This window comes from Aquabacterium sp., from assembly GCF_041915145.1.
Classification (GTDB): Bacteria; Pseudomonadota; Gammaproteobacteria; order Burkholderiales; family Burkholderiaceae_C; genus Aquabacterium.
This window is the reverse complement of sequence record NZ_JAYSBZ010000064.1, coordinates 1-19,636: the sequence shown is the minus strand read 5'-3', so window position 1 is coordinate 19,636 and position 19,636 is coordinate 1. Positions and strand designations below refer to the sequence as shown.

At 68.0% G+C, this 19,636-nt stretch carries 22 protein-coding genes; 13 read left to right on the top strand and 9 right to left on the bottom strand.

Annotated features, from left to right (window positions below):
* The 6 genes from ACE3SS_RS11855 to lysS all read right to left on the bottom strand — a co-directional run.
* Nucleotides 1–284 (bottom strand): biotin carboxylase N-terminal domain-containing protein (locus tag ACE3SS_RS11855; protein ID WP_374594160.1); only part of this gene is annotated, 284 nt, incomplete at its 3' end.
* An 11-nt stretch (nucleotides 285–295) separates the two neighbouring features.
* Nucleotides 296–763 carry an acetyl-CoA carboxylase biotin carboxyl carrier protein gene (accB, locus tag ACE3SS_RS11850; protein ID WP_374594158.1) on the bottom strand — a complete coding sequence of 156 codons (468 nt, stop codon included), beginning with the start codon at nucleotides 761–763 and terminating at the stop codon, nucleotides 296–298.
* A gap of 83 nt (nucleotides 764–846) precedes the next feature.
* Nucleotides 847–1,290, bottom strand: coding sequence for a type II 3-dehydroquinate dehydratase (gene aroQ / locus ACE3SS_RS11845; protein ID WP_374594156.1), 444 nt, complete (start codon nucleotides 1,288–1,290; stop codon nucleotides 847–849).
* Nucleotides 1,291–1,485: 195 nt separating this feature from the next.
* Nucleotides 1,486–2,040 carry a TlpA disulfide reductase family protein gene (locus ACE3SS_RS11840; protein WP_374594154.1) on the bottom strand — a complete coding sequence of 185 codons (555 nt, stop codon included), beginning with the start codon at nucleotides 2,038–2,040 and terminating at the stop codon, nucleotides 1,486–1,488.
* 46 nt (nucleotides 2,041–2,086) lie between these two features.
* Nucleotides 2,087–2,674: a hypothetical protein gene (locus tag ACE3SS_RS11835; RefSeq protein ID WP_374594152.1), complete on the bottom strand. Its 588-nt coding sequence runs from the start codon at nucleotides 2,672–2,674 to the stop codon at nucleotides 2,087–2,089.
* Nucleotides 2,675–2,721: 47 nt separating this feature from the next.
* On the bottom strand, nucleotides 2,722–4,275 hold the full coding sequence (gene lysS, locus ACE3SS_RS11830; protein ID WP_374594150.1) for a lysine--tRNA ligase: 1,554 nt from the start codon (nucleotides 4,273–4,275) through the stop codon (nucleotides 2,722–2,724).
* A gap of 170 nt (nucleotides 4,276–4,445) precedes the next feature.
* Between lysS and ACE3SS_RS11825 the strand changes: the two genes are divergently transcribed.
* The 12 genes from ACE3SS_RS11825 to rocF all read left to right on the top strand — a co-directional run bounded on the left by ACE3SS_RS11825 (nucleotide 4,446) and on the right by rocF (nucleotide 17,447).
* Nucleotides 4,446–5,777 carry a polysaccharide biosynthesis C-terminal domain-containing protein gene (locus tag ACE3SS_RS11825; RefSeq protein WP_374594148.1) on the top strand — a complete coding sequence of 444 codons (1,332 nt, stop codon included), beginning with the start codon at nucleotides 4,446–4,448 and terminating at the stop codon, nucleotides 5,775–5,777.
* Nucleotides 5,774–6,439, top strand: coding sequence for an acyltransferase (locus ACE3SS_RS11820; RefSeq protein WP_374594146.1), 666 nt, complete (start codon nucleotides 5,774–5,776; stop codon nucleotides 6,437–6,439). Before ACE3SS_RS11825 ends, ACE3SS_RS11820 begins: the two co-directional genes overlap by 4 nt.
* On the top strand, nucleotides 6,436–7,524 hold the full coding sequence (locus ACE3SS_RS11815) for a glycosyltransferase (protein WP_374594144.1): 1,089 nt from the start codon (nucleotides 6,436–6,438) through the stop codon (nucleotides 7,522–7,524). Before ACE3SS_RS11820 ends, ACE3SS_RS11815 begins: the two co-directional genes overlap by 4 nt.
* Nucleotides 7,521–8,570 (top strand): glycosyltransferase family 2 protein, encoded by a 1,050-nt coding sequence (locus tag ACE3SS_RS11810; protein ID WP_374594142.1) that lies wholly within the window; start codon nucleotides 7,521–7,523, stop codon nucleotides 8,568–8,570. The genes ACE3SS_RS11815 and ACE3SS_RS11810 overlap by 4 nt, the downstream gene beginning before the upstream one ends.
* Before the next feature lie 3 nt (nucleotides 8,571–8,573).
* Entirely contained in the window at nucleotides 8,574–9,317 is a 744-nt protein-coding gene (locus ACE3SS_RS11805) for a class I SAM-dependent methyltransferase (RefSeq protein WP_374594140.1), read from the top strand.
* Nucleotides 9,318–9,322: 5 nt separating this feature from the next.
* Nucleotides 9,323–10,504 (top strand): DegT/DnrJ/EryC1/StrS family aminotransferase, encoded by a 1,182-nt coding sequence (locus ACE3SS_RS11800; RefSeq protein ID WP_374594138.1) that lies wholly within the window; start codon nucleotides 9,323–9,325, stop codon nucleotides 10,502–10,504.
* Nucleotides 10,505–10,574: 70 nt separating this feature from the next.
* A complete protein-coding gene (locus ACE3SS_RS11795) occupies nucleotides 10,575–11,174 on the top strand; it encodes a sugar transferase (protein ID WP_374594162.1) in 600 nt (199 codons plus the stop codon).
* Nucleotides 11,175–11,214: 40 nt separating this feature from the next.
* Nucleotides 11,215–13,077 carry a polysaccharide biosynthesis protein gene (locus ACE3SS_RS11790; protein WP_374594136.1) on the top strand — a complete coding sequence of 621 codons (1,863 nt, stop codon included), beginning with the start codon at nucleotides 11,215–11,217 and terminating at the stop codon, nucleotides 13,075–13,077.
* A gap of 220 nt (nucleotides 13,078–13,297) precedes the next feature.
* Nucleotides 13,298–14,761 (top strand): S41 family peptidase, encoded by a 1,464-nt coding sequence (locus ACE3SS_RS11785; RefSeq protein ID WP_374594134.1) that lies wholly within the window; start codon nucleotides 13,298–13,300, stop codon nucleotides 14,759–14,761.
* Nucleotides 14,762–14,795: 34 nt separating this feature from the next.
* A complete protein-coding gene (locus tag ACE3SS_RS11780; RefSeq protein ID WP_374594132.1) occupies nucleotides 14,796–15,548 on the top strand; it encodes a ThiF family adenylyltransferase in 753 nt (250 codons plus the stop codon).
* A gap of 44 nt (nucleotides 15,549–15,592) precedes the next feature.
* Nucleotides 15,593–16,498, top strand: coding sequence for a TIGR00730 family Rossman fold protein (locus tag ACE3SS_RS11775; protein WP_374594130.1), 906 nt, complete (start codon nucleotides 15,593–15,595; stop codon nucleotides 16,496–16,498).
* A 22-nt stretch (nucleotides 16,499–16,520) separates the two neighbouring features.
* Complete coding sequence (gene rocF, locus ACE3SS_RS11770; protein WP_374594128.1) at nucleotides 16,521–17,447, top strand: arginase; 927 nt, start codon at nucleotides 16,521–16,523, stop codon at nucleotides 17,445–17,447.
* Here the strand turns inward: rocF and ACE3SS_RS11765 are convergent, their stop codons facing one another.
* The 3 genes from ACE3SS_RS11765 to folE form a co-directional block, all read right to left on the bottom strand.
* Nucleotides 17,448–17,867 carry a hypothetical protein gene (locus ACE3SS_RS11765; RefSeq protein WP_374594126.1) on the bottom strand — a complete coding sequence of 140 codons (420 nt, stop codon included), beginning with the start codon at nucleotides 17,865–17,867 and terminating at the stop codon, nucleotides 17,448–17,450.
* A gap of 192 nt (nucleotides 17,868–18,059) precedes the next feature.
* Nucleotides 18,060–18,494 (bottom strand): BLUF domain-containing protein, encoded by a 435-nt coding sequence (locus ACE3SS_RS11760; protein WP_374594124.1) that lies wholly within the window; start codon nucleotides 18,492–18,494, stop codon nucleotides 18,060–18,062.
* 1 nt (nucleotide 18,495) lies between these two features.
* On the bottom strand, nucleotides 18,496–19,257 hold the full coding sequence (gene folE / locus ACE3SS_RS11755) for a GTP cyclohydrolase I (protein ID WP_374594122.1): 762 nt from the start codon (nucleotides 19,255–19,257) through the stop codon (nucleotides 18,496–18,498).
* Between the two features lie 186 nt (nucleotides 19,258–19,443).
* Between folE and ACE3SS_RS11750 the strand changes: the two genes are divergently transcribed.
* Nucleotides 19,444–19,636 (top strand): hypothetical protein (locus ACE3SS_RS11750; protein ID WP_374594120.1); only part of this gene is annotated, 193 nt, incomplete at its 3' end.

The window sequence follows — 19,636 nt, the reverse complement described above, 5'->3', positions numbered from 1 at the left end:
ACGCGCTCGGCGAAATCGGCGTTCTCGCTCAGGAAGCCGTAGCCGGGGTGGATGGCCTCGGCATCGGTCACTTCGGCGGCCGAGATGATGGCCGGCATGTGCAGGTAGCTCTGGGCCGACGCGGCCGGGCCGATGCACACGGCCTCGTCGGCCAGCTTCACGTACTTGGCGTCGCGGTCGGCCTCGGAGTAGACGATCACCGACTTGATGCCCATCTCGCGGCACGCGCGCTGTATGCGCAACGCGATCTCGCCGCGGTTGGCGATGAGGATTTTCTTGAACATGACGCGAGGCCTTATTCGATGATGAACAAGGGCTGCCCGAACTCGACGGCCTGGCCGTTATCGACCAGGATCTTGGTGACCGTGCCGGCCTTGTCGCACTCGATCTCGTTCATGATCTTCATGGCTTCGATGATGCAGATGGGTTGGCCTTCCTTGACCTGATCGCCGACATCGGCAAAGGCTTTGGCGCCCGGGCTGGAGGCGCGGTAGAAGGTGCCCACCATCGGCGACTTGACGACGTGGCCGGTGATCTCGGCGGCGGCCTCGACGACCGGTGCGGCCGCCGCAGCCGGCGCGGCAACCGGCGCCGACACCATGTTGGCCGGCACCATCTGCGTCATCATCGGGGCCATGGCGGTCATGCCACCCGCGCCGCCCTTGACGATACGCACCTTGCCATCGGCCTCGGTGATTTCGAGCTCGGAGATGCTCGACTCCGAAACCAGGTCGATCAATGTTTTCAGTTTGCGCAGGTCCATGTTGGGTGCTCCAGGTATCGCAAGAGGTTGATCGGCGAAGTGGCGCGCGTCGCGCAGCCGGGCGATCGGGGGATGGGAGGAATTCAGTTGCGCGGGGTGGCGCGGCTGAGGGCGTAGTCGAGGGCCAATTGGTAGCCCATGGCACCCAGCCCCACGATCGTGCCTTCGGCCAGATCGGAGAAGTAGGAGTGGTGCCGGAAGGGTTCGCGCCGGTGCACGTTGGACAGGTGCACTTCGACGAACGGGATGGCCACCGCAGCCAGCGCATCGCGCAGGGCGATGCTGGTGTGCGTGAAGGCGGCCGGATTGATCAGGATGAAGGTCGTGCCGTCGGTGCGGGCGGCCTGCACGCGATCGACGAGATGGCCTTCGTGGTTGCTCTGAAAGGCTTCCAGGCTGGCGCCGGCGGCTTGGGCGCGCTGCGTCAGCTGGGCGTTGATCTGGTCCAGAGTGGTCGAGCCATAGACCTGCGGTTCACGGGTGCCCAGCAGATTCAGGTTCGGTCCGTGGAGGACAAGGATGCGCATGAAGGGGAGGGTGAGGCGTCAACTCGCGGCGTGCACTTGTTGAACGTTTGCCCTTGATCGTTGCGGTAGGTGAATTTTACGCGCATTTCGATGCAAATCCTGCATCTGCATCAAATCGGGGTCAGGTCTCGTGCGTCCGGGGGGGTCGCGGCTGTATCTGTATACGGCGCGGCCGGCCCGCCCAGGCGGAAGGCATCAACTGAACTGTTGTGCCCAGTGGGTCAGATCGGCAAATTCGCAGGGGCCGAGTTTACGCGCTTTGATTCGCCCGTCAGTGCCCAGCACGACGGTGAAAGGGAGTCCGCCTTGACGGTTGCCCAGGGCTTGTGACAGCTCGGTGCCGCCCAGCCCCGCCAGCCCGACCGGAAACGCGACCGGCGTCTTGGCCAGAAATTCGCGAACCGGGGTGGGGCTGTCAATGGCCAGGCCGATCACCTGCCAGCCCCGGGCACTGTATTCGCGGTGAAAGCGGTCGAGCGTCGGCAGCTCCTTGACGCAGGGCGGGCACCAGGTCGCCCAGAAATTCAGCACGATGGGATGACCACGATGGGCCGACAACTGGAGGCGGCCCCCATCGGGGGTATCGAAGGACTGCGCCCAGAGCGTGTCGGGCGCGGCGGCGTCGCTGGCGGGGGCTGCGGGGGCGGCCGGTCGGGGCGATAGCCGTTCGCGGGCCAGCCAGCCGCCGGCGGCCAGGGCGGCCAAGCCGGTTGCAGTGAAGACGAGGCGGCGGCGGGTTGTGAGCGGCATGGCGGGGCAATCGAAAACTGGCTGGGGCGATGGCGGGGTGCCGGCTTCAGCCTTCTGCGGCCATCAGGCACTGCAAGGCGGCCAGGTCACCCCGTTCGGTGCGACCCCGGGCATCGCTCTTGAGCGCACCGCGCAGGTCGTCGTGGTCGAGGATAGTCAAATGCACCAGCACCCGTTCGCCCAGCGCTGCGCTGTTTGTGGCTAAGGTTATGACGTCCACGTCGTGACCTCGCGGGCCGGGCATGCTGCTCACGTCGTAGTCGATGCCGCGGTTGATGAGCTCGATCTCGGTGGATTTGGCGTCGTCGCAATAGAGCTGTAGGTGCACGTCGTTGAGCCGCGTCGCGGTGCCGCGCCAGACGGCGCCGGTGAGGTGCGGGCGGTAGGCTGCCAGCCGCTCCATCCAGAGCGCCGCGATGGCGCGCAACTCGGCCAGCTCGGCGGGCTGGGTGTCGGCGCAGAACAGCTCGATGTAGCTGCGCACCTCGTCTTCTACCGTGTCGTTGTCGGGCAGGGCGGCGCGCGGCGGCAGGCCGAGCTGCTTGAGGGCCCGGCGCTTGGCGGGGCCGTATTCGAGCCCCTCTTCGACGATCAGCCGGGCGGCCGTGGCGGCGATTTCAAGCTGGGCAGACATGTCGGGGTGGCTGGCAGCTCGAAATCAGCGGCGTGTGGTCAGCGGGATCAAGCCTCGCGGCGCAGCGCCGGGAAGAGGATCACGTCGCGGATGTTCGACGAGTCGGTCAGCAGCATGATCAGGCGGTCGATGCCGATGCCGCAGCCGCCCGTCGGGGGCAGGCCGTATTCGAGGGCGCGGATGTAGTCGGCGTCGAAGTACATCGCTTCTTCGTCGCCGGCTTCTTTCGCCGTGGCTTGCGCCGCGAAGCGCGCGGCCTGCTCTTCGGGGTCGTTGAGCTCGCTGAAGCCGTTGGCGATCTCGCGGCCGGTGATGTAGAGCTCGAAGCGCTCGGTGATGGCCGGGTTGGTGTCGGCGGCGCGGGCCAGCGGCGAGACCTCGACCGGGTGGTCGATGATGAAGGTGGGCGCCCAGAGCTGCTCTTCGACCTTCTCTTCAAAGAGCTTGAACTGCAGCTGCGCCACGCTCAGGCCTTCGCGGTCGAAGAACAGCGGATCGACGCCGATCGACTTGAGGTGGGCCTTCAGCGCGTGGGCGTCGTCGATGTCGTGCTCGCCGATGTTGGTGTGCTTGAGCACGGCGTCACGGATGGTCAGGCGGTGGAAGGGCGCTTCGAGGTCGACCGGCTGGCCGCCGTAGGTGAGGTGCGTGGTGCCGGCGGCCTTGCGGGCGGCGTTGCGCAGCACCTGCTCGGTGAAGTCCATCAGGTCGCGGTGGTTCCACCAGGCCGCGTAGAACTCCATCATCGTGAACTCGGGGTTGTGTCGCACCGACACGCCCTCGTTGCGGAAGTTGCGGTTGATCTCGAACACGCGCTCGAAGCCGCCGACCACCAGGCGCTTCAGATACAGCTCGGGCGCGATGCGCAGGAACATCTCTTGATCGAGCGCGTTGTGGTGCGTGACGAACGGCTTGGCGTTGGCGCCCCCGGGGATGGGGTGCAGCATCGGCGTCTCGACTTCGAGAAAGCTGTTTTCGACCATGAACTGGCGAATCGACGCGATGGCCTTGCTGCGGGCGATGAAGCGGTCGCGCGAGCTGTCGTCCATGATCAGATCGACGTAGCGCTGGCGGTACTTCTGTTCCTGGTCGGTCATGCCGTGGAACTTGTCGGGCAGCGGGCGCAGGCTCTTGGTGAGCAGGCGCAGGCTGGTCACCTTGATCGACAGCTCGCCGGTCTTGGTCTTGAACAGCGTGCCCGAGGCGCCGAGGATGTCGCCCAGGTCCCAGTGCTTGAAGGCGGCCAGGGTGTCGGCGCCCACGGCGTCGAGCGTGACGTAGATCTGGATGCGGCCGGTGCCGTCTTGCAGCGTGCCGAAGCAGGCCTTGCCCATCACGCGCTTGAGCATCAGGCGGCCGCCGACGGTGGCGCTGACCGGCGTGGCTTCGAGCGCTTCGTTGCTCTGGCCGTCGTGCAGGCGGTGCAGGTCGGCGGCGTGGTCGGCGGGCTTGAAGTCGTTGGGGAAGGCGACGCCCTGGGCGCGGAGGGCCGAGAGTTTCTCGCGCCGCTCGGCGATCAGCTTGTTGGTGTCCACGACGGGCACGTCGGCGGCCTCGGTGGCGGGGTTCTGGCTGGGCTGATTGGGCGGCGTTTGAGTCATGGCGGCGGCGCGCGGGCGCGCGGTCTGAGGGGTGAGACTGGAGCGGCTCGTGCCCGGGGGCGCGGCGGCAGAACCGGTGATTTTAAGTCGTCGGGCTGGCGCGCGGCGAACGCGCCAAGCTCGCGGACAATCCGGTCTTCGCCCGGCCTCACCGGCGCCCCCCTTACCGCATGGCCACCTCCTTTTTTCGCGGCGCCGCCGCCAACCTGATCGCCAAGGTCGCCCTGGTGCTGCTCGGCCTGGGCATCACCGTGGTGGTGGCGCGGCGCGGCGCGGCGGTGCAGGGGGCGTTCGCGCTGTTCGTGGCGTGCGAGTCGGTGCTGCTGACGCTGTTTTCGGGCTTCGGTCTGGCCTTGGCGCGCGAGGTGTCGCACCACCGGGCGGACGCGGCGCGCTCGCTGTCGGCGCTGTTGCTGGCCAGCCTGGGCGTGGGGCTGCTGGCCTCGGGGGTGCTGCTGGGCGTGGCGCAAGTAATGGGTCGCGAGCCGTATCGGCACCTGTGGCTGCTCGCGCTGGGCGCGCCCTTCCTGCTGATGGTGCCAACCGCCACCGGCTTGTGGATGGGCCAGGGCCGCATGCTGCCGCTCAACCTGGCGCAGGTGGCGGCGCCGGCTTCGGTGCTGGTCGGGCTGCTGGTGGGTTCGGTGATGCTGGGTGGTGGATTTGGCGCTGTGGCTGAGGCTGCTTCGGCCCCTGGCCTGACCGTGATGGCCGTGCTCACCGCCTGGGTGGTGGGCAAATCGATCGTCGGGCTGAGCAGCGCGGGCTGGGCCTTTCACGATGCCGGCCGGGCGCGGCCCGACTGGACGCTGCTGGGGCGCGACGCGCGCTTCATCGTCGTGATCGGGCTGACCAATGTGGTGAGCCTGCTCAACTACCGCGTCACGCTGTTCGTGATCGAGCACTTCAAGGGCCTGGCCGACGCGGGCGTCTACTCGGTGGCCATGCAGGTGGGCGAGTTGCTCTGGATGGTGTCGTCCGCCGTCACCGTGTCGGCCTACCACCGCATCGGCGACCCCGACACCCGCGCCGCCGCCGCCATGACCGTGCGCGCCGTGCGTATCAACGTGCTGGCCACCGTGGCGTGCGCGCCGGTGCTGCTGGCGCTGGCGTGGTGGGCGTTGCCCTGGGCGCTGGGGCAGGCCTACTTCGAGGCGCGCTGGCCGCTGGCGGCGCTGCTGCCCGGCATTGCCGGCTACGCGGCGGCGTCGAGCCTGTCGGCCTTCTACACCAACCACCTGGGGCGGCCGCACCTGTCTGCCGCCGTGGCGGGCTTGTCGCTCACGCTGAACGTGTGCGTGTCGCTGTGGGCCGTGCCGCGCTGGGGCGCGTTGGGCGCGGCGGCGTCCACCAGCGTGGCCTACCTGGTGGCCATCGTCGTGGCTTGTGGCATCTTCTTGAAACACGCCGGACTCGGCTGGAGCGTGTGGTGGCGCCGCGCGGGGGCCGACAATACGCGTTTGGATTCCGACTCCACCGCCCCCGGAAGGACGCACGCTTGAAACGCTGGTTGGTCGAACTCGCAAGCCGCCTGCTGCAGCCGCGCATGCTCTACGGCTACCGTCATGCCGACGGCCGCTGGCTGGCGCACACCCGTGTCAGCACGCACACCCGCATCGAGCATCCGCACAGCCTGGACATGGGCGACCACGTCTTCGTGGGCCACTTCACCATGCTCGACGCCTCGGGTGGCCTGGCCATCGGCGAGGGCTGCCAGATCACCAATTACGTGTCCATCCTCACCCACTCCAGCCACCGGGCGTTGCGCCTGATGGGCCGGGCGTATTTCAACCACCCCGACCCCACCGGCTACGTGCGCAAGGCCACCCGCATCGGGCCCTACAGCTTTATCGGGCCGCACTCGGTGATCGCGCCGGGCGCACAGATCGGCAAGGGCGTGCTGGTGCAGGCCTACAGCTACGTCAGCGGCGAGGTGCCCGACTTCGCCATCGTCGCCGGCCAGCCGGCGCGCGTGGTGGGTGACACCCGCGATGGCGACCGCCGCTGGCTGGAGGCCGACACCGCCGCGCGCCAGCGCTACGAAGCCTGGGCCGGACGCTCGTGGCGCGAGACGGCGTCTGAAGCCGATGCCGAGGCTGCCTTGCGCGCCGCCTACCGCCAGACCACCAGCCACGGCGACCTGGACGAGCAGGAGCCCCGGTGAGCGGTCAGCGCATCCTGTTCTTCGCCGACGCGCCCAGCGTGCACACCCGCCGCTGGGTGGCCGAGATGGTGGCGCGCGGCCACCAGTGCTGGGTCGTCACACGCCAAGCGGCCGAGGTGCCTGGCGCGCAAGAGGTGATCACGCTCAGCCCCGGTCTCGACAAACCCGGCTGGTTCAAGACGCTGCCGGCCATTCGCCGCATCACGCGGCGCCTCAACCCCGACTGGGTGCACGGCCACTACGTCACCGGCTACGGCCTGTGGGCGGCGGCTTGCGGGGCGCGGCGGCCCACGCGCGTGGCACTCACCGCCTGGGGGTCCGACATCTTGGTCACGCCGCGCGAGAGCCGCGTCATGCGGGCGCTGGTGGGTTGGTCGCTGCGCCGCGTCGACCTCATCACCGCCGACTCGCAAGACGTGCTCGACGAGATCGCCACCTACGGCCCCACCGCGCCGCGCCATCTGATCTTGTGGGGCGCCGATACCGACAAGTTCGTGCCGGCCGCGCAGCCGCCCGCCGGCTTCGACGTGGTCAGCCTGCGCAGCTGGGAAGCCAACTACAACATCGACGTGATCGTCGAGGGCTTCGCGGCCTTCGTCGCGCAGCGCCCGCTGGTGGCGTCGGTCCAGGCGTCCCGCCTGCATCTCTTGGGCGGCGGGCCGGATGAGGCTGCGCTGCGCGAACAGGTGGTGCGTCTGGGCCTGGCCGAGCGCGTGGTCTTCCACGGCCGGGTGGGCGACGCGGCCATGGTGGCGGCGCTGCAGGGCAGTCGCGTGTCGGTGACCATCCCGACGAGCGATGCCACTTCCGTCTCGCTCCTCGAATCGATGGCCTGTGGCCTGCCCATCATCGCGTCCGACCTGCCTGCCAACCGGCCGTGGGTGGACTCAGCCGGCGGCACGCTCATCGCCCCGCGCGACGCCGCCGCCCTGGCCCGCACGCTGCTCGCCTGGGCCGACGCGCCCGAGCGCCTGGCCGCGATGGGCACGCACAACCGCCAGCAGATCGAGCAGCGCGCCGCGCGCCGCACGCAGATGGACGCGATGAGCGCGCTCTACAACGCACCGTCACGGAGTGCCGCATGAGCGCGTCGCCCCGCTTTCAACGCGTCAGCGTGATCGTGCCCTGCCGCAACGAGCGCGACCACATCGAGGCGTTCTGCCAGGCCGTGCTCGCGCAGCGTCTGCCCGAGGGCGTGGCGCTCGAAGTGCTGATCGCCGACGGCCAGAGCGACGACGGCACGCGCGAGTGGCTGCGCGGCATCTGCCAGCGCGACGCCCGCTTCGTGCTGATCGACAACCCGCAGCGCATCGTCTCGGCGGGGCTCAACCGCTGCATCGAGTGCGTCACCGGCGACCTCATCGTGCGCTGGGACGTCCACACCGTCTACGCCCCCGACTACCTCGCGCAATGCCTGGCCGTGCACACCGAGACCGGCGCCGACAACGTCGGTGGCCCCTGGAAGGCCGAGGGCCAGGGCTGGGTGGGGCGCGCCATCGCGGCGGCCTTCCAGAGCCGCTGGGTGGTGGGCGGGGCGCGGTCGCGCGATCTGGTCTACGAGGGCCCGGTGGACACGGTCTACCTCGGCAGCTGGCCGCGCGCCACGCTGGCCCGCTTCGGTGGCTTCGACGAAACGCTGGTGCGCAACCAGGACGACGAGCACAACCTGCGGCTCACCAAGGGCGGCGCGCGCGTGTGGCAGTCGGCGCGCATCCAGTCGAGCTACCAGCCGCGCGGCAGCATCGCGCAGCTGTTTCGCCAGCAGCGCCAATACGGCTACTGGAAGCCCTTCGTCATGAAGAAGCACGGCCAGAGCGCGTCGATCCGCCATCTCGTGCCGGGCGCCTTCGTGGCCGCGCTGTTCTTGCTGTCGCTGCAAGCAACCGTCACCGCCGCGCTGGGCGTGCCGCTGGCCTGGCTGCCCTGGGCGGCGCTGGTGGCGTTGTACGGCGGCTTCGTGCTGACGGTGTCCGTGCTGATCGCTGCCGATGCCGGCTGGAGCCTGCTGCCGCTGCTGCCGTTGGTGATCGGTGCCTATCACGTGGGCTACGGCCTGGGCTCGATCCGCGGTGCGTTCGACGTGCTGAGCAAAGGCGCGCCCGACCCCGCCTTCGGGCGCCTGACGCGCTGAGCCATGACCGACCTGCCACGCGCTACCGCTGCTTCGCCAGCCGATTCGGCCGAGACCGAGCGGGTGCGGCAGCGCTACGCCCGGCGCGACGCGCAGGCCGACGCCGCACGCTACAGCCTGCTCAACCCGGCCACGCTGGCCGAGCAGCAAGAGCGCGTGCGGGCCATCGCGCGGGGCTTGCGCCGCCTGGGTTGGGTGGACGCGAGCGCGCTGCGCATCACCGAGGTTGGCTGCGGCAGCGGCGGCAATTTGCTCGACTGGTTGCGCCTCGGGGCCTCGGCCGCGCAGCTCACCGGCATCGAGCTGCTGCCCGAGCGCTTGCAGGCTGCTCAGGCCGTCTTGCCGGCCGAGGTGGCCTTGCACCTGGGCGATGCCGCGCAAGCGCCGGTGCCCGCCGCCAGCCAGGACGTGGTGATGCAGGCCACCGTGTTTTCGTCGCTGCTCGACGACGCCTTTCAGGCCCGCCTGGCGCAGGCGATGTGGCACTGGCTCAAGCCCGGCGGCGTGGTGCTGTGGTACGACTTCACCGTCAACAACCCGCGCAACCCCGACGTGCGCGGCGTGCCGCTGCGGCGCGTGCGCGAGCTGTTTCCACAAGCCGTGCATCTGCACGCCGAGCGCCTCACGCTGGCGCCACCGCTGGCGCGGGCCGTCACCCGGCTGCACCCGGCTCTCTACCCCGCTTTCAATCTCGTCCCGCTGCTGCGCACCCACGTGCTGGCCTGGATCGAAAAACCTGTTCGCTGACCCTCATGAGCTCGCAACCCAACCCGCCCTTCCTGCCCTTTGCCTTGCCCGAAATCGGCGAAGAAGAAATCAACGAAGTTGTCGAGGCCCTGCGCTCCGGCTGGGTCACCACCGGCCCCAAGGCACGGCGCTTCGAAGAAGACTTCGTCAAGTTCCTGGGCGATGACAAGCTGCACGCCATTGCGGTCAACTCGGCCACCGCCGGCCTGCACCTCGCGCTCGAAGCGCTGGGCATCGGCCCGGGCGACGAGGTCATCACCACCACCCACACCTTCACCGCCACCGCCGAAGTGGTGCGCTACCTGGGCGCCGACGTGGTGCTAGTCGACATCGACCCGACCACGCTCAATATCGACGTGAGCGCCATCGAGGCCGCCATCACGCCGCGCACCAAGGCCATCATCCCCGTGCACTATGCCGGCTTGGCGGTCGACATGCCCGCCGTGCTGGCGTTGGCCCGCAAGCACGGCCTCAAGGTGGTCGAAGACGCGGCGCACGCCTTGCCCACCACCATCAACGGCGAGCTGATCGGCACCTTGCAAAGCGACGTGACGGTGTTCAGCTTCTACGCCAACAAGACGATGACGACGGGCGAGGGCGGCATGCTCGTCACGCGTGACGACGCCATCGCCGCGCGGGCCAAGGTGATGCGTCTGCACGGCATCAACCGCGATGCCTTCGACCGCTTCACCGCCAAGGTGCCGAGTTGGTATTACGAGATCGTGGCGCCGGGCTTCAAGTACAACCTCACCGACATCGCCGCCGCGCTGGGTATCCACCAGCTCAAGCGCGTGCGCGGCTTCCAGACCAAGCGCGAGGTGCTGGCCACGCGCTACGACCTGGAGCTCGCCGACCTGCCGCTGATCCTGCCGCCGCGCCCCGAGCGCCCCAGCGATCTGCACTCGTGGCACTTGTACGTGGTGCGCCTGGCCGACGACGCACCCGTCAGCCGTGACGAGCTCATCGAGGCGCTGTTCAAGGCCGGCATCGGCGTGAGCGTGCATTACATCCCGCTGCACCTGCACCCCTACTGGCGCGAGCGCTACAACCTCAAGCCCGAGCAGTTCCCGCACAGCCAGCGCGCCTACGAGCGCATGGTCAGCCTGCCGCTCTACACGCGCATGACCGATGCTGATGTGGACCGCGTCGTGACCGTGCTGCGCGATGTGCTCGGCGAGCGCGAGTGAGTCGTTGATCGTGAGCCAAACCGAGCAGGCAACCACCCAGGCTGAAGCGCCAACGCGGCGCGGCTGGTGGCTGGGTGGCGGCAAGCGCTGCTTCGACGTGATGGCGTCGGGCGCGGGGCTGCTCACGCTGGCGCCACTGCTCGTGCTGATCGCGCTGTGGGTCAAGCTCGACTCGCCCGGCCCGGTGTTCTACCGCCAAGAGCGCGTGGGGCGTGGCGGGCGTGCGTTTCGCATCCACAAGTTCCGTACCATGCGCCACGACCCGGTGGGCGCCGGCCCGCAGATCACCGTGGGCGCCGATGCACGCATCACCCGCGCCGGCGGCTTCTTGCGTGCCAGCAAGCTCGACGAGCTCGCCCAGCTGATCGATGTGTTTGTTGGCAGCATGAGCCTCGTCGGCCCGCGCCCCGAAGTGCCGCGCTACGTGGCGGTCTACCCGGCCGCCCTGCGCGACAAGGTGCTGTCGGTGCGTCCGGGCATCACCGACTTCGCCTCGATCGAATTCCGCGACGAAAGCGCCGTGCTGGCCCAGGCTGCCGACCCCGAGCGCGAGTACGTCGACGTGATCCTGCAGCGCAAGCTCGCGCTGGCCGCGCGCTACGTGGACGAGGCCTCGCTGCGCACCGACGTGAGCCTGATCGCCCGCACCGTGCTCGCCATCGTCACCTGAACCGTCTTCGACCTGACCTTCTTCTCAAGCGCTCAACAAGATGATCTGGCAGACTTTTGATCGTTGGCTCGACCGCCTGCGCCCCTATCGCCACCCCGTGGTGCTGGTGGCCGACACCTTGATGGTCGCGCTGACCTGGAACATCACCTACCTCTTTCGCCTCGGCTTCGAGCGCTGGGTGAGCGCGCGGCCCGAGTACGACGGCGCCGTGCTGCTGGGCGTGATGCTGGCCTACGCGCTGGTCTTCCAGCTGATGGGCGTGCCCAAGGCCGTGTGGCGCTACGCCGGCTTCGCCGAGATCCAGCGCCTGACCTGGGCCTGCGTGGCGGCGGGCCTCATCAGCGCCGTGGTGGTGCTGATGGCGCATCTGTCGGCCGTGCCGCGCGCGGTGCTGGGCCTGCACCCGGTCATCACGCTGATGGGCTTGAGCGTGGCGCGCATCGCCGTTCGCATGGCGCACGAGCAGGCGCGGGCCCGGCTGGTGGTGGCGGGCGAGCCCGCCAAGCGCGCGCTGGTGCTGGGCGCGGGCGAGGCGGGGCGGCTACTGATCGCCGGCATTCAGCACCAGGGCTGGAAGATCGTCGGCCTGCTCGACGACGACCCGCGCAAGCAAGGCGCTCGCGTGGCCGGCGTGCAGGTGCTGGGGCCGCTCGACTTGCTGCGCGACGCGCGCACGCTCGAAGGCGTCACCCACCTCATCCTGGCCATGCCGGCGGCCTCGGGGGCGCAGCGCAAGCACGTGCTCGACCTGGCCTCGGGCGCGGGCCTGCCCATGCTCACCGTGCCGAGTGCCGACGAGCTGCGCGACGGCCGCTCGCGTATCGACCGCGTGCGCGACATCCAGCCCGAAGACGTGCTGGGCCGCGAGCCGGTGAAGCTCGACGAGTCGGCCGTGGCCGAGCTCGTCAGCGGCAAGACCGTGCTGGTGACGGGCGCGGGCGGCTCGATCGGCTCCGAGCTGTGCCGCCAGATCGCGCGCTTCGGTCCGGCCAGGCTGGTGCTCTTCGAGCTGAGCGAATTCGCGCTCTACACCATCGAGCAGGAGCTCACCGAGCGCTACCCGCAACTGCCGCTGGTGCGTCTGGTGGGCGACGTGAAAGACGCGGCCCACCTGCGCCGCTGCTTCGGCGCGCAACGCCCGCATCTCGTCTTCCACGCGGCGGCCTACAAGCACGTGCCGCTGATGGAGTCCGACAACGCCTGGCTCGCGCTGCGCAACAACACGCTGGGCACTTACCGCGCGGCGGTGGCGGCGGCCGAGGCGGGCGTCGAGCGCTTCGTGCTCATCTCGACCGACAAGGCCGTCAACCCCACCAACGTGATGGGCGCCACCAAGCGCGCCGCCGAGATGGTGGTGTCGCACCTCGCGGGCCAATACCCCGGCACGCGCTTCATGGCCGTGCGCTTCGGCAACGTGCTGGGCTCGAGCGGCAGCGTGATCCCCAAGTTCAAGGAGCAGATCGCCAAGGGCGGGCCGGTCACCGTCACCCACCCCGACATCACGCGCTACTTCATGACCATCCCCGAGGCGTCGCAACTGGTGCTGCAGGCGGCGGCGCTGGCGCAGAGCGGGCAGGTCTTCGTGCTCGACATGGGCGAGCCCATCAAGATCGCCGATCTGGCGCGCGAACTGATCCGCATGACCGGCCACACCGAGGCCGAGATCCCGGTGGTCTTCACCGGCCTGCGCCCCGGCGAGAAGCTGTATGAAGAGCTGCTGGCCGACGACGACACCACGCTGCCCACGGCCCACCCGCGCCTGCGCATCGCGCAGCTGCGCAGCGAGCGCCCGGCCGACTGGATGGAGCGCATGCTGGCCTATGCCGACTCGCCCGAGGTGGCCGACCCGGCCCGGCTGCGGGCGCGGCTTCAGGAGCTGGTGCCCGAATATGCCGCCCGCTGACGCGACCCCGGTGGTCGTCTGCGTGATGTATTGCCGCGTTGCGGGGCGCGCAAAACGTGCGCCATCGCGCAACTAAATGGGGTTTTCCGGGTCTGATGTCAGGGCAGATAAGTAAGGCCAGTTTTATACTGGTGCTTCCCGCGCGCGATATTGGTGGGCGCCGGGGCAGATTAGTTGACGAGCCAAAACTGGGTTTCAAGGTACCCGAGGTGATACGGTGATGACCGCAAAATTGAAGATTGCCGGCTGGGTTACGGTCGGCGCGCTGGCGGGGGTCTTGACCACGATGCAGTTCCAGGCATCGGCCCGCAACAACGCGGTGGCGCCGCTGCCGCTCGAAGAATTGCAGCAACTCGCGGCAGTATTCAGTCTCGTCAAAACCGATTATGTCGAGCCGGTTGACGAGAAAAAACTCATTACCGATGCCATTTCGGGCATGGTTTCCGGGCTCGATCCGCATTCGGTCTATTTCGACAAGACCACATTTAAAGAATTCCGCGAAGGCACCACCGGTAAATTCGTCGGCGTGGGTATCGAGATCGGCATGGAAGACGGCCTCGTCAAGGTCGTCTCGCCGATCGAAGGCTCGCCGGCCTTCCGGGCTGGTTTGAAGAGCGGCGACCTCATCACCAAGATCGACGAGACCTTCGTCAAGGGCCTCACGATGGATCAGGCCGTCAAGCGCATGCGCGGCGAGCCCAACACCAAGGTGCTGCTCACGGTCTTCCGCAAGAACGAGAACCGCAGCTTCGTCGTCACGATCATCCGCGAAGAGATACGCATGCAGAGCGTGCGCGCCAAGATGATCGAGCCCGGCTACGCCTGGGTGCGCGTGAGCCAGTTCCAGGAGCGCACGGTCGATGACTTCGCCCGCAAGGTCGAGGAGCTCTACAAGCAGAACCCCAATATCAAGGGCTTCGTGCTCGACCTGCGCGACGACCCGGGTGGTCTGCTCGACGGCGCCATCGCGATCTCGTCGGTGTTCTTGCCGCGTGACGCCGTGGTGGTGTCCACGCGCGGGCAGATTCCCGAGTCGAACGCGGTCTTCAAGGCGCGCCCTGACGACTACGCTCGCCGTGGTGGCGACCCGATCGCCAAGTTGCCCGAGGCGCTGAAGACTGTGCCGCTGGTGGTGCTGGTCAACGAAGGCTCGGCCTCGGCCAGCGAGATCGTGTCGGGCGCGCTGAAGGACCACAAGCGCGCCACCATCATGGGCGCGCAGACCTTCGGCAAGGGCTCGGTGCAGACCGTGCGCCAGCTCGGCCCCGACACCGCGCTCAAGATCACCACGGCGCGCTACTACACGCCGAGCGGCACGTCGATCCAGGCCAGGGGCATCGTGCCCGATGTCATGCTCGACGAAACCGCCGACGGCAACCTCTACTCGGCGCTGCGCGTGCGCGAGGCCGATCTGCAAAAGCACATCACCAGCGGCCAAGGCCCAGAGGTGAAGGACGAGCAGCGCGAAAAGGATCGCGAAGAAGCGATCAAGAAGCTCGAAGAGGCGAATGCCAAGGCCAAGGATGCCAAGGACGCCAAAGACAAGGAGCTGCCCAAGCTGCCCGAATACGGCAGCGCAGAAGACTTCCGTCTGCAGCAGGCCTTGCATCGTCTGAAAGGCGAGCCGGTGGCGGTCTCCAAGACCATGACCGAGCGCAAGCCCGAAGGCGGCGCACCCAACTGATGAAGCGGCGCTTCATCGCCTGAACCGCACCGAGGTGGACGACACCCAGCTCCTGCGCTACAGCCGCCACATACTGCTGGACGAGTGGGGTGTGGAGGCGCAGGCGCGGGTGCATGCGGCGCACGCCTTGGTCATCGGCGCCGGCGGGCTGGGCTCGCCCGCGCTGATGTATCTGGCGGCAGCTGGGGTGGGGCGCATCACCGTGGTCGATCACGACCAGGTCGATCTCACCAACTTGCAACGCCAGATCGCGCACACCAGTGCCCGCGTCGGGCTCGACAAGGCCGTGTCCGCACGCGAGGCCATGCAGTCGCTCAACCCCGAACCGCGCATCGATGCCGTGGTGGCGCGGGCGGACGACGCGCTGCTCGCGCAATGGCTGCCGCAGGTCGACGTGGTGCTTGATTGCACCGACCGCTTCGCCACCCGCCAGCTCATCAACCGCGCCTGCGTGGCGGCACGCAAGCCGCTGGTGTTCGGCGCGGCGGTGCGCTTCGATGCGCAGCTGTCGGTGTTCGACCCGCGCGACGCGGCCTCGCCCTGCTATGCCTGCGTCTTCTCGCCCGAAGAGGCCGCGCAAGACGTGCCCTGCGCCACGATGGGCGTGTTTGCGCCGCTCACCGGCATCGTCGGCACCATGCAGGCCGCCGAGGCGCTCAAGCTGCTGACCGGCGTGGGGCGGTCGCTGCAAGGGCGCCTGCTCATGCTCGATGCGCGCAGCATGCAATGGACCGAGATCCGCCTGAAGCGCCGTGCTGATTGCGCGGTATGCGGGGCGGCGCATTGAGCATCATGCACACAGGCGCTCCGCAGACATTCACAGGATCCCTCATGGAAGACAAAGTCCATTCCCTCACGGCCCGCAACTTCCCGACGGCGGTTGAAGACGTCAGCTCGGTGGTGACCCCCTCGCGCTACAGCGGCCCCGAGAGCAGCTACAAGCTGGCCTTCGCCGACAACGAATTCCTGCTGCACGACGAACTGCGCCCAGTACGCATGCAGCTCGAATTGCTCAAGCCCGAGATGGTGCAGCGCGAGTTGCGCATCGAATCGACCATCGTGCTGTTCGGCAGCGCGCGCATCCCCGACCCCGAGGCCGCGCAGCAGCGCCTCAGGCGCGCCGAAGTCATGGGCGATCCGCACACCCTGCGTCAGGCCAAGATGCAGGTCGAGATGTCACGCTACTACGACGAGGCGCGCCGTTTTGCTGCCTTGGTGACGCGCGCGTCCGAACGGCTCGATGCACCCATCTACGTGGTCACCGGCGGTGGCCCCGGCATCATGGAGGCGGGCAACCGTGGCGCGCACGATGTGGGCGGCAAGAGCATCGGCCTCAACATCGTGCTGCCGCACGAGCAGGAGCCCAACCCGTACATCACGCCCGAGCTGTGCTTCCAGTTCCACTACTTCGCGTTGCGCAAGATGCACTTCCTGATGCGCTCGATCGCGCTGGCGTGCTTCCCGGGCGGCTTCGGCACGCTCGACGAACTGTTTGAAACGCTCACGCTGGTGCAGACGGGCAAGTGTCGTCGCCGCCCCATCTTGCTGTTCGGCAAAGACTTCTGGTCCAAGCTCATCAACTTCGATCTGCTCATCGACACCGGCATGATCAGCCCGCAGGATGTGAAGCTCTTCCATTACGTCGAGACAGCCGAGGAAGGCTGGGGCCTGCTGCAGTCCGAATACGGTCTGGCTGCGCCGCCAAGCGACACCGGCGAGTTCGCCGACGACATCTGATCGCGATTGAATCGCCGTTGTCATGCAAGCCGCTCAGCACCGTATCGTCCACCTGATCGGCGCACCCACCGACATCGGGGCCGGCATGCGCGGCGCGTCGATGGGGCCCGAGGCGTTGCGCGTGGCGGGGCTGCAGGCGGCCATCGAGGCACAGGGGCGGCGGGTGATCGATCTGGGCAACGTGTCGGGGCCGCCCAATCCGTGGCTGGCGCCGGTGGCGGGGCATCGCCATCTGCAGCAGGTGCGCAGCTGGAACCAGCAGGTCTTTCAGGCCGTGCAGGGCGTGCTGGGTGGCGGCGGCTTGCCCGTGCTGCTGGGGGGCGATCATTGCCTGGCCATCGGCTCCATCGGCGCGGTGGCTGCGCATTGCAAGGCGGTGGGCAAACGCCTGCGCGTGCTGTGGCTCGACGCCCATGCCGACTTCAATACCTGCGACATCACGCCCAGCGGCAATCTGCACGGCATGCCCGTCGCGGTGCTGCGCGGGCTGGGGCCGCGTGAGCTGACGGAGCTGTCGGGCGTCTCGCCGGCGCTGATGCCTGACGACATCCGCCTGCTGGGCGTGCGCAGCGTCGACCCGGGTGAGCGAGCTCTCGTGCATCAACACCGGCTCGACGTTTTCGACATGCGCTACATCGACGAGCACGGCATGCGCCAGGCCCTGCAGCAAGCCCTGCTGGGCGTGGACGAGCAAACCCATTTGCACGTCAGCCTCGACGCCGATTTTCTCGACCCCGACATCGCGCCCGGCGTGGGCACGGCGGTGCGCGGCGGCCCCGGCTACCGCGAGGCGCAGCTGTGCATGGAAATGATCGCCGACACCGGCGCGTTGGGCTCGCTCGATCTGGTCGAGCTCAACCCCGCTTGCGACGTGCGCAACCAGACGGCCGCGCTGGTGGTCGATCTGGCCGAGAGCCTGTTCGGCAAGTCGACCTTGATGCGAGCCTGATCAGGTTGACATCAGGGTGCGCCGCAAATCCAGGCGCGGGCGCAGATAAGGCACCGACCACGAGCGGATCGTCATGAGCCACTCGCCTTGTTCGACGAAGCTGGCGACCAGCTGGTGCTCGTTCAACCAACGCACGCGCTTGAGCAGGTACGACGAATACATGCCGCCGAGCGTGCGCCGCGACCGCACCTTGAATTGCAGGTCGAGCAGGACGAAGCAGGTCGATTCTTCAAAGGGGCAGTCGAAGTCGGTGATCAGCAGATAGCCGTCGGCCAAGGCGAACTGGCGCAGCAGCGTGTAGCCCGGCACGGACGATTGCCGTACTTCGCCGTCGATGATCAGCGGCGAGCGACCGGGCCAACGCTGATAGGGGCCAGCGTGGGCCTGCAAGGCAAACCGATCGACGGGGGTGGGTGACAACTGCAAGGCGGGCGTGATCCGGGTGGGCTACAACAATGACCGTCGGTCGCGAGACGCCCGGGAGTTAGCAGGGGTGCTCCACGCTGAACGACGCGATCGGCCTCGGGCGAGCATAAAAGCCGAGGCAAGGGCTGTCCAGCCGCAAATGCAAGGAAGTGCAAGCGATGCGCCGCCTCGGCGCGCGGGCGCGGCTCAGTTGCCGCAGGTGCGGTTGACGATCGACGCCGTGGCGATCAGTTCGTCGAGCAAGGCCATCGAGGCGGGGCCCGGCATGTTGTAGGGGTCGAGCGTGGGGCGCTCCGAATGCTTCAGCAGCAGCGACGGGTTGATCTTGACGAGGTTGACCTGGCCCATCGTCCAGTTGGCAAAGCGGCGCTCGCTGATCTCTTCGTAATGCAGCAGCACCACGTCGCGGTGGCGTTCGTCGTGCACGATTTCGTTGTAGAGCGCATTGACCGCGCCTCGTCCGCCTTCGAGCACCTGCATGAAGATGTCGCCGCCCCAGCACAGCACGCCGGTGATGCCCAGGTTGGGGTTGTGCTCGCGCGAACGCACGAGGATGGCGTCGATGAATTCCGGCGTGATCGCGTGCGCCGCGCGGCTGGCATAGAGCAGTCGAACCAGCATGTCAGGCCTTCTGCTTGGCTTGCACCAGCGACAGAAACTCGCGGCGCAGGTTGGCGTCTTTCAGGAACACGCCGCGCATCACGCTGTTGATCATGGTGGAGTCCATGTCTTTCACGCCGCGCCACTGCATGCAGAAGTGATCGGCGTCCATCACCACGGCCAGGCCGTCGGGCTGCATGCGTTCCTGCAGCAAGTCGGCCACCTGCTTGACGGCTTCTTCCTGGATCTGCGGGCGGCTCATGATCCAGTCGATCAGGCGGGCGTACTTCGACAGCCCGATGAGGTTCGAGTGCTCGTTGGGCAGCACCCCGATCCAGACCCGGCCGATGATGGGGCAGAGGTGGTGCGAGCAGGCGCTGCGCACGGTGATGGGCCCCACGATCATCAACTCGTTGAGGCGCTCGACGTTCGGGAATTCGGTAACAGCCGGCGCTTCGATGTAGCGGCCCTTGAAGACCTCCTTGACGAACATCTTGGCCACGCGCCGCGCGGTGTCTTGCGTGTTGTGGTCGCTGTCGGTGTCGATGACCAGGCTTTGCAGCACGCCGGCCATCTGGCCCTGCACCTCGTCGATCAGCGCGTCGAGCTCGCCGGGCTCGATGAAGCTGGCGATGTTGTCGTTGGCGTGAAAACGCCGCTGCGCCTGGCGCACGCGCTCGCGGATCCGCACCGAAACGGGCACGCCTTCGTCGTCGCCAGATGGCTGAGAAGCAGGCGTGGCGGCATCGTGCTCCACGGCACGCAGGGCCGGTGGGTGAGACATGGGTGGCTCGCTGATCGGGATCATGGAACTGCCGATGCTAGCAATCTCGCGCCCGTCGTGCTGTCAACAGGGCCTTGAAACGAGTGTCCGGCGCGGGATTCGGGCACGGTTGTCAACATCCTGCGGCGGGCGCCCATTGTCTCGGCGCAAGCCGGATGTCACGCTCAGCACGTATCCTTGCGGCCCATGACTGAGTTGGTTTTGTCGCTGGATCATCCGCCGCGTGCCTTGAGCGGTGGCGCGCGTGCCGCGCTGGCGCTGCTGGTGCTGGCGACGCATGCCGGGGTGGCCTGGACGGTGCTGCGGCTGGCGCAGGCGCCCCAGGCCGTCGAGCCGCCCAAGGTGTTGGAGGTGACCTGGATCGCGCCGGCGCAGCCCG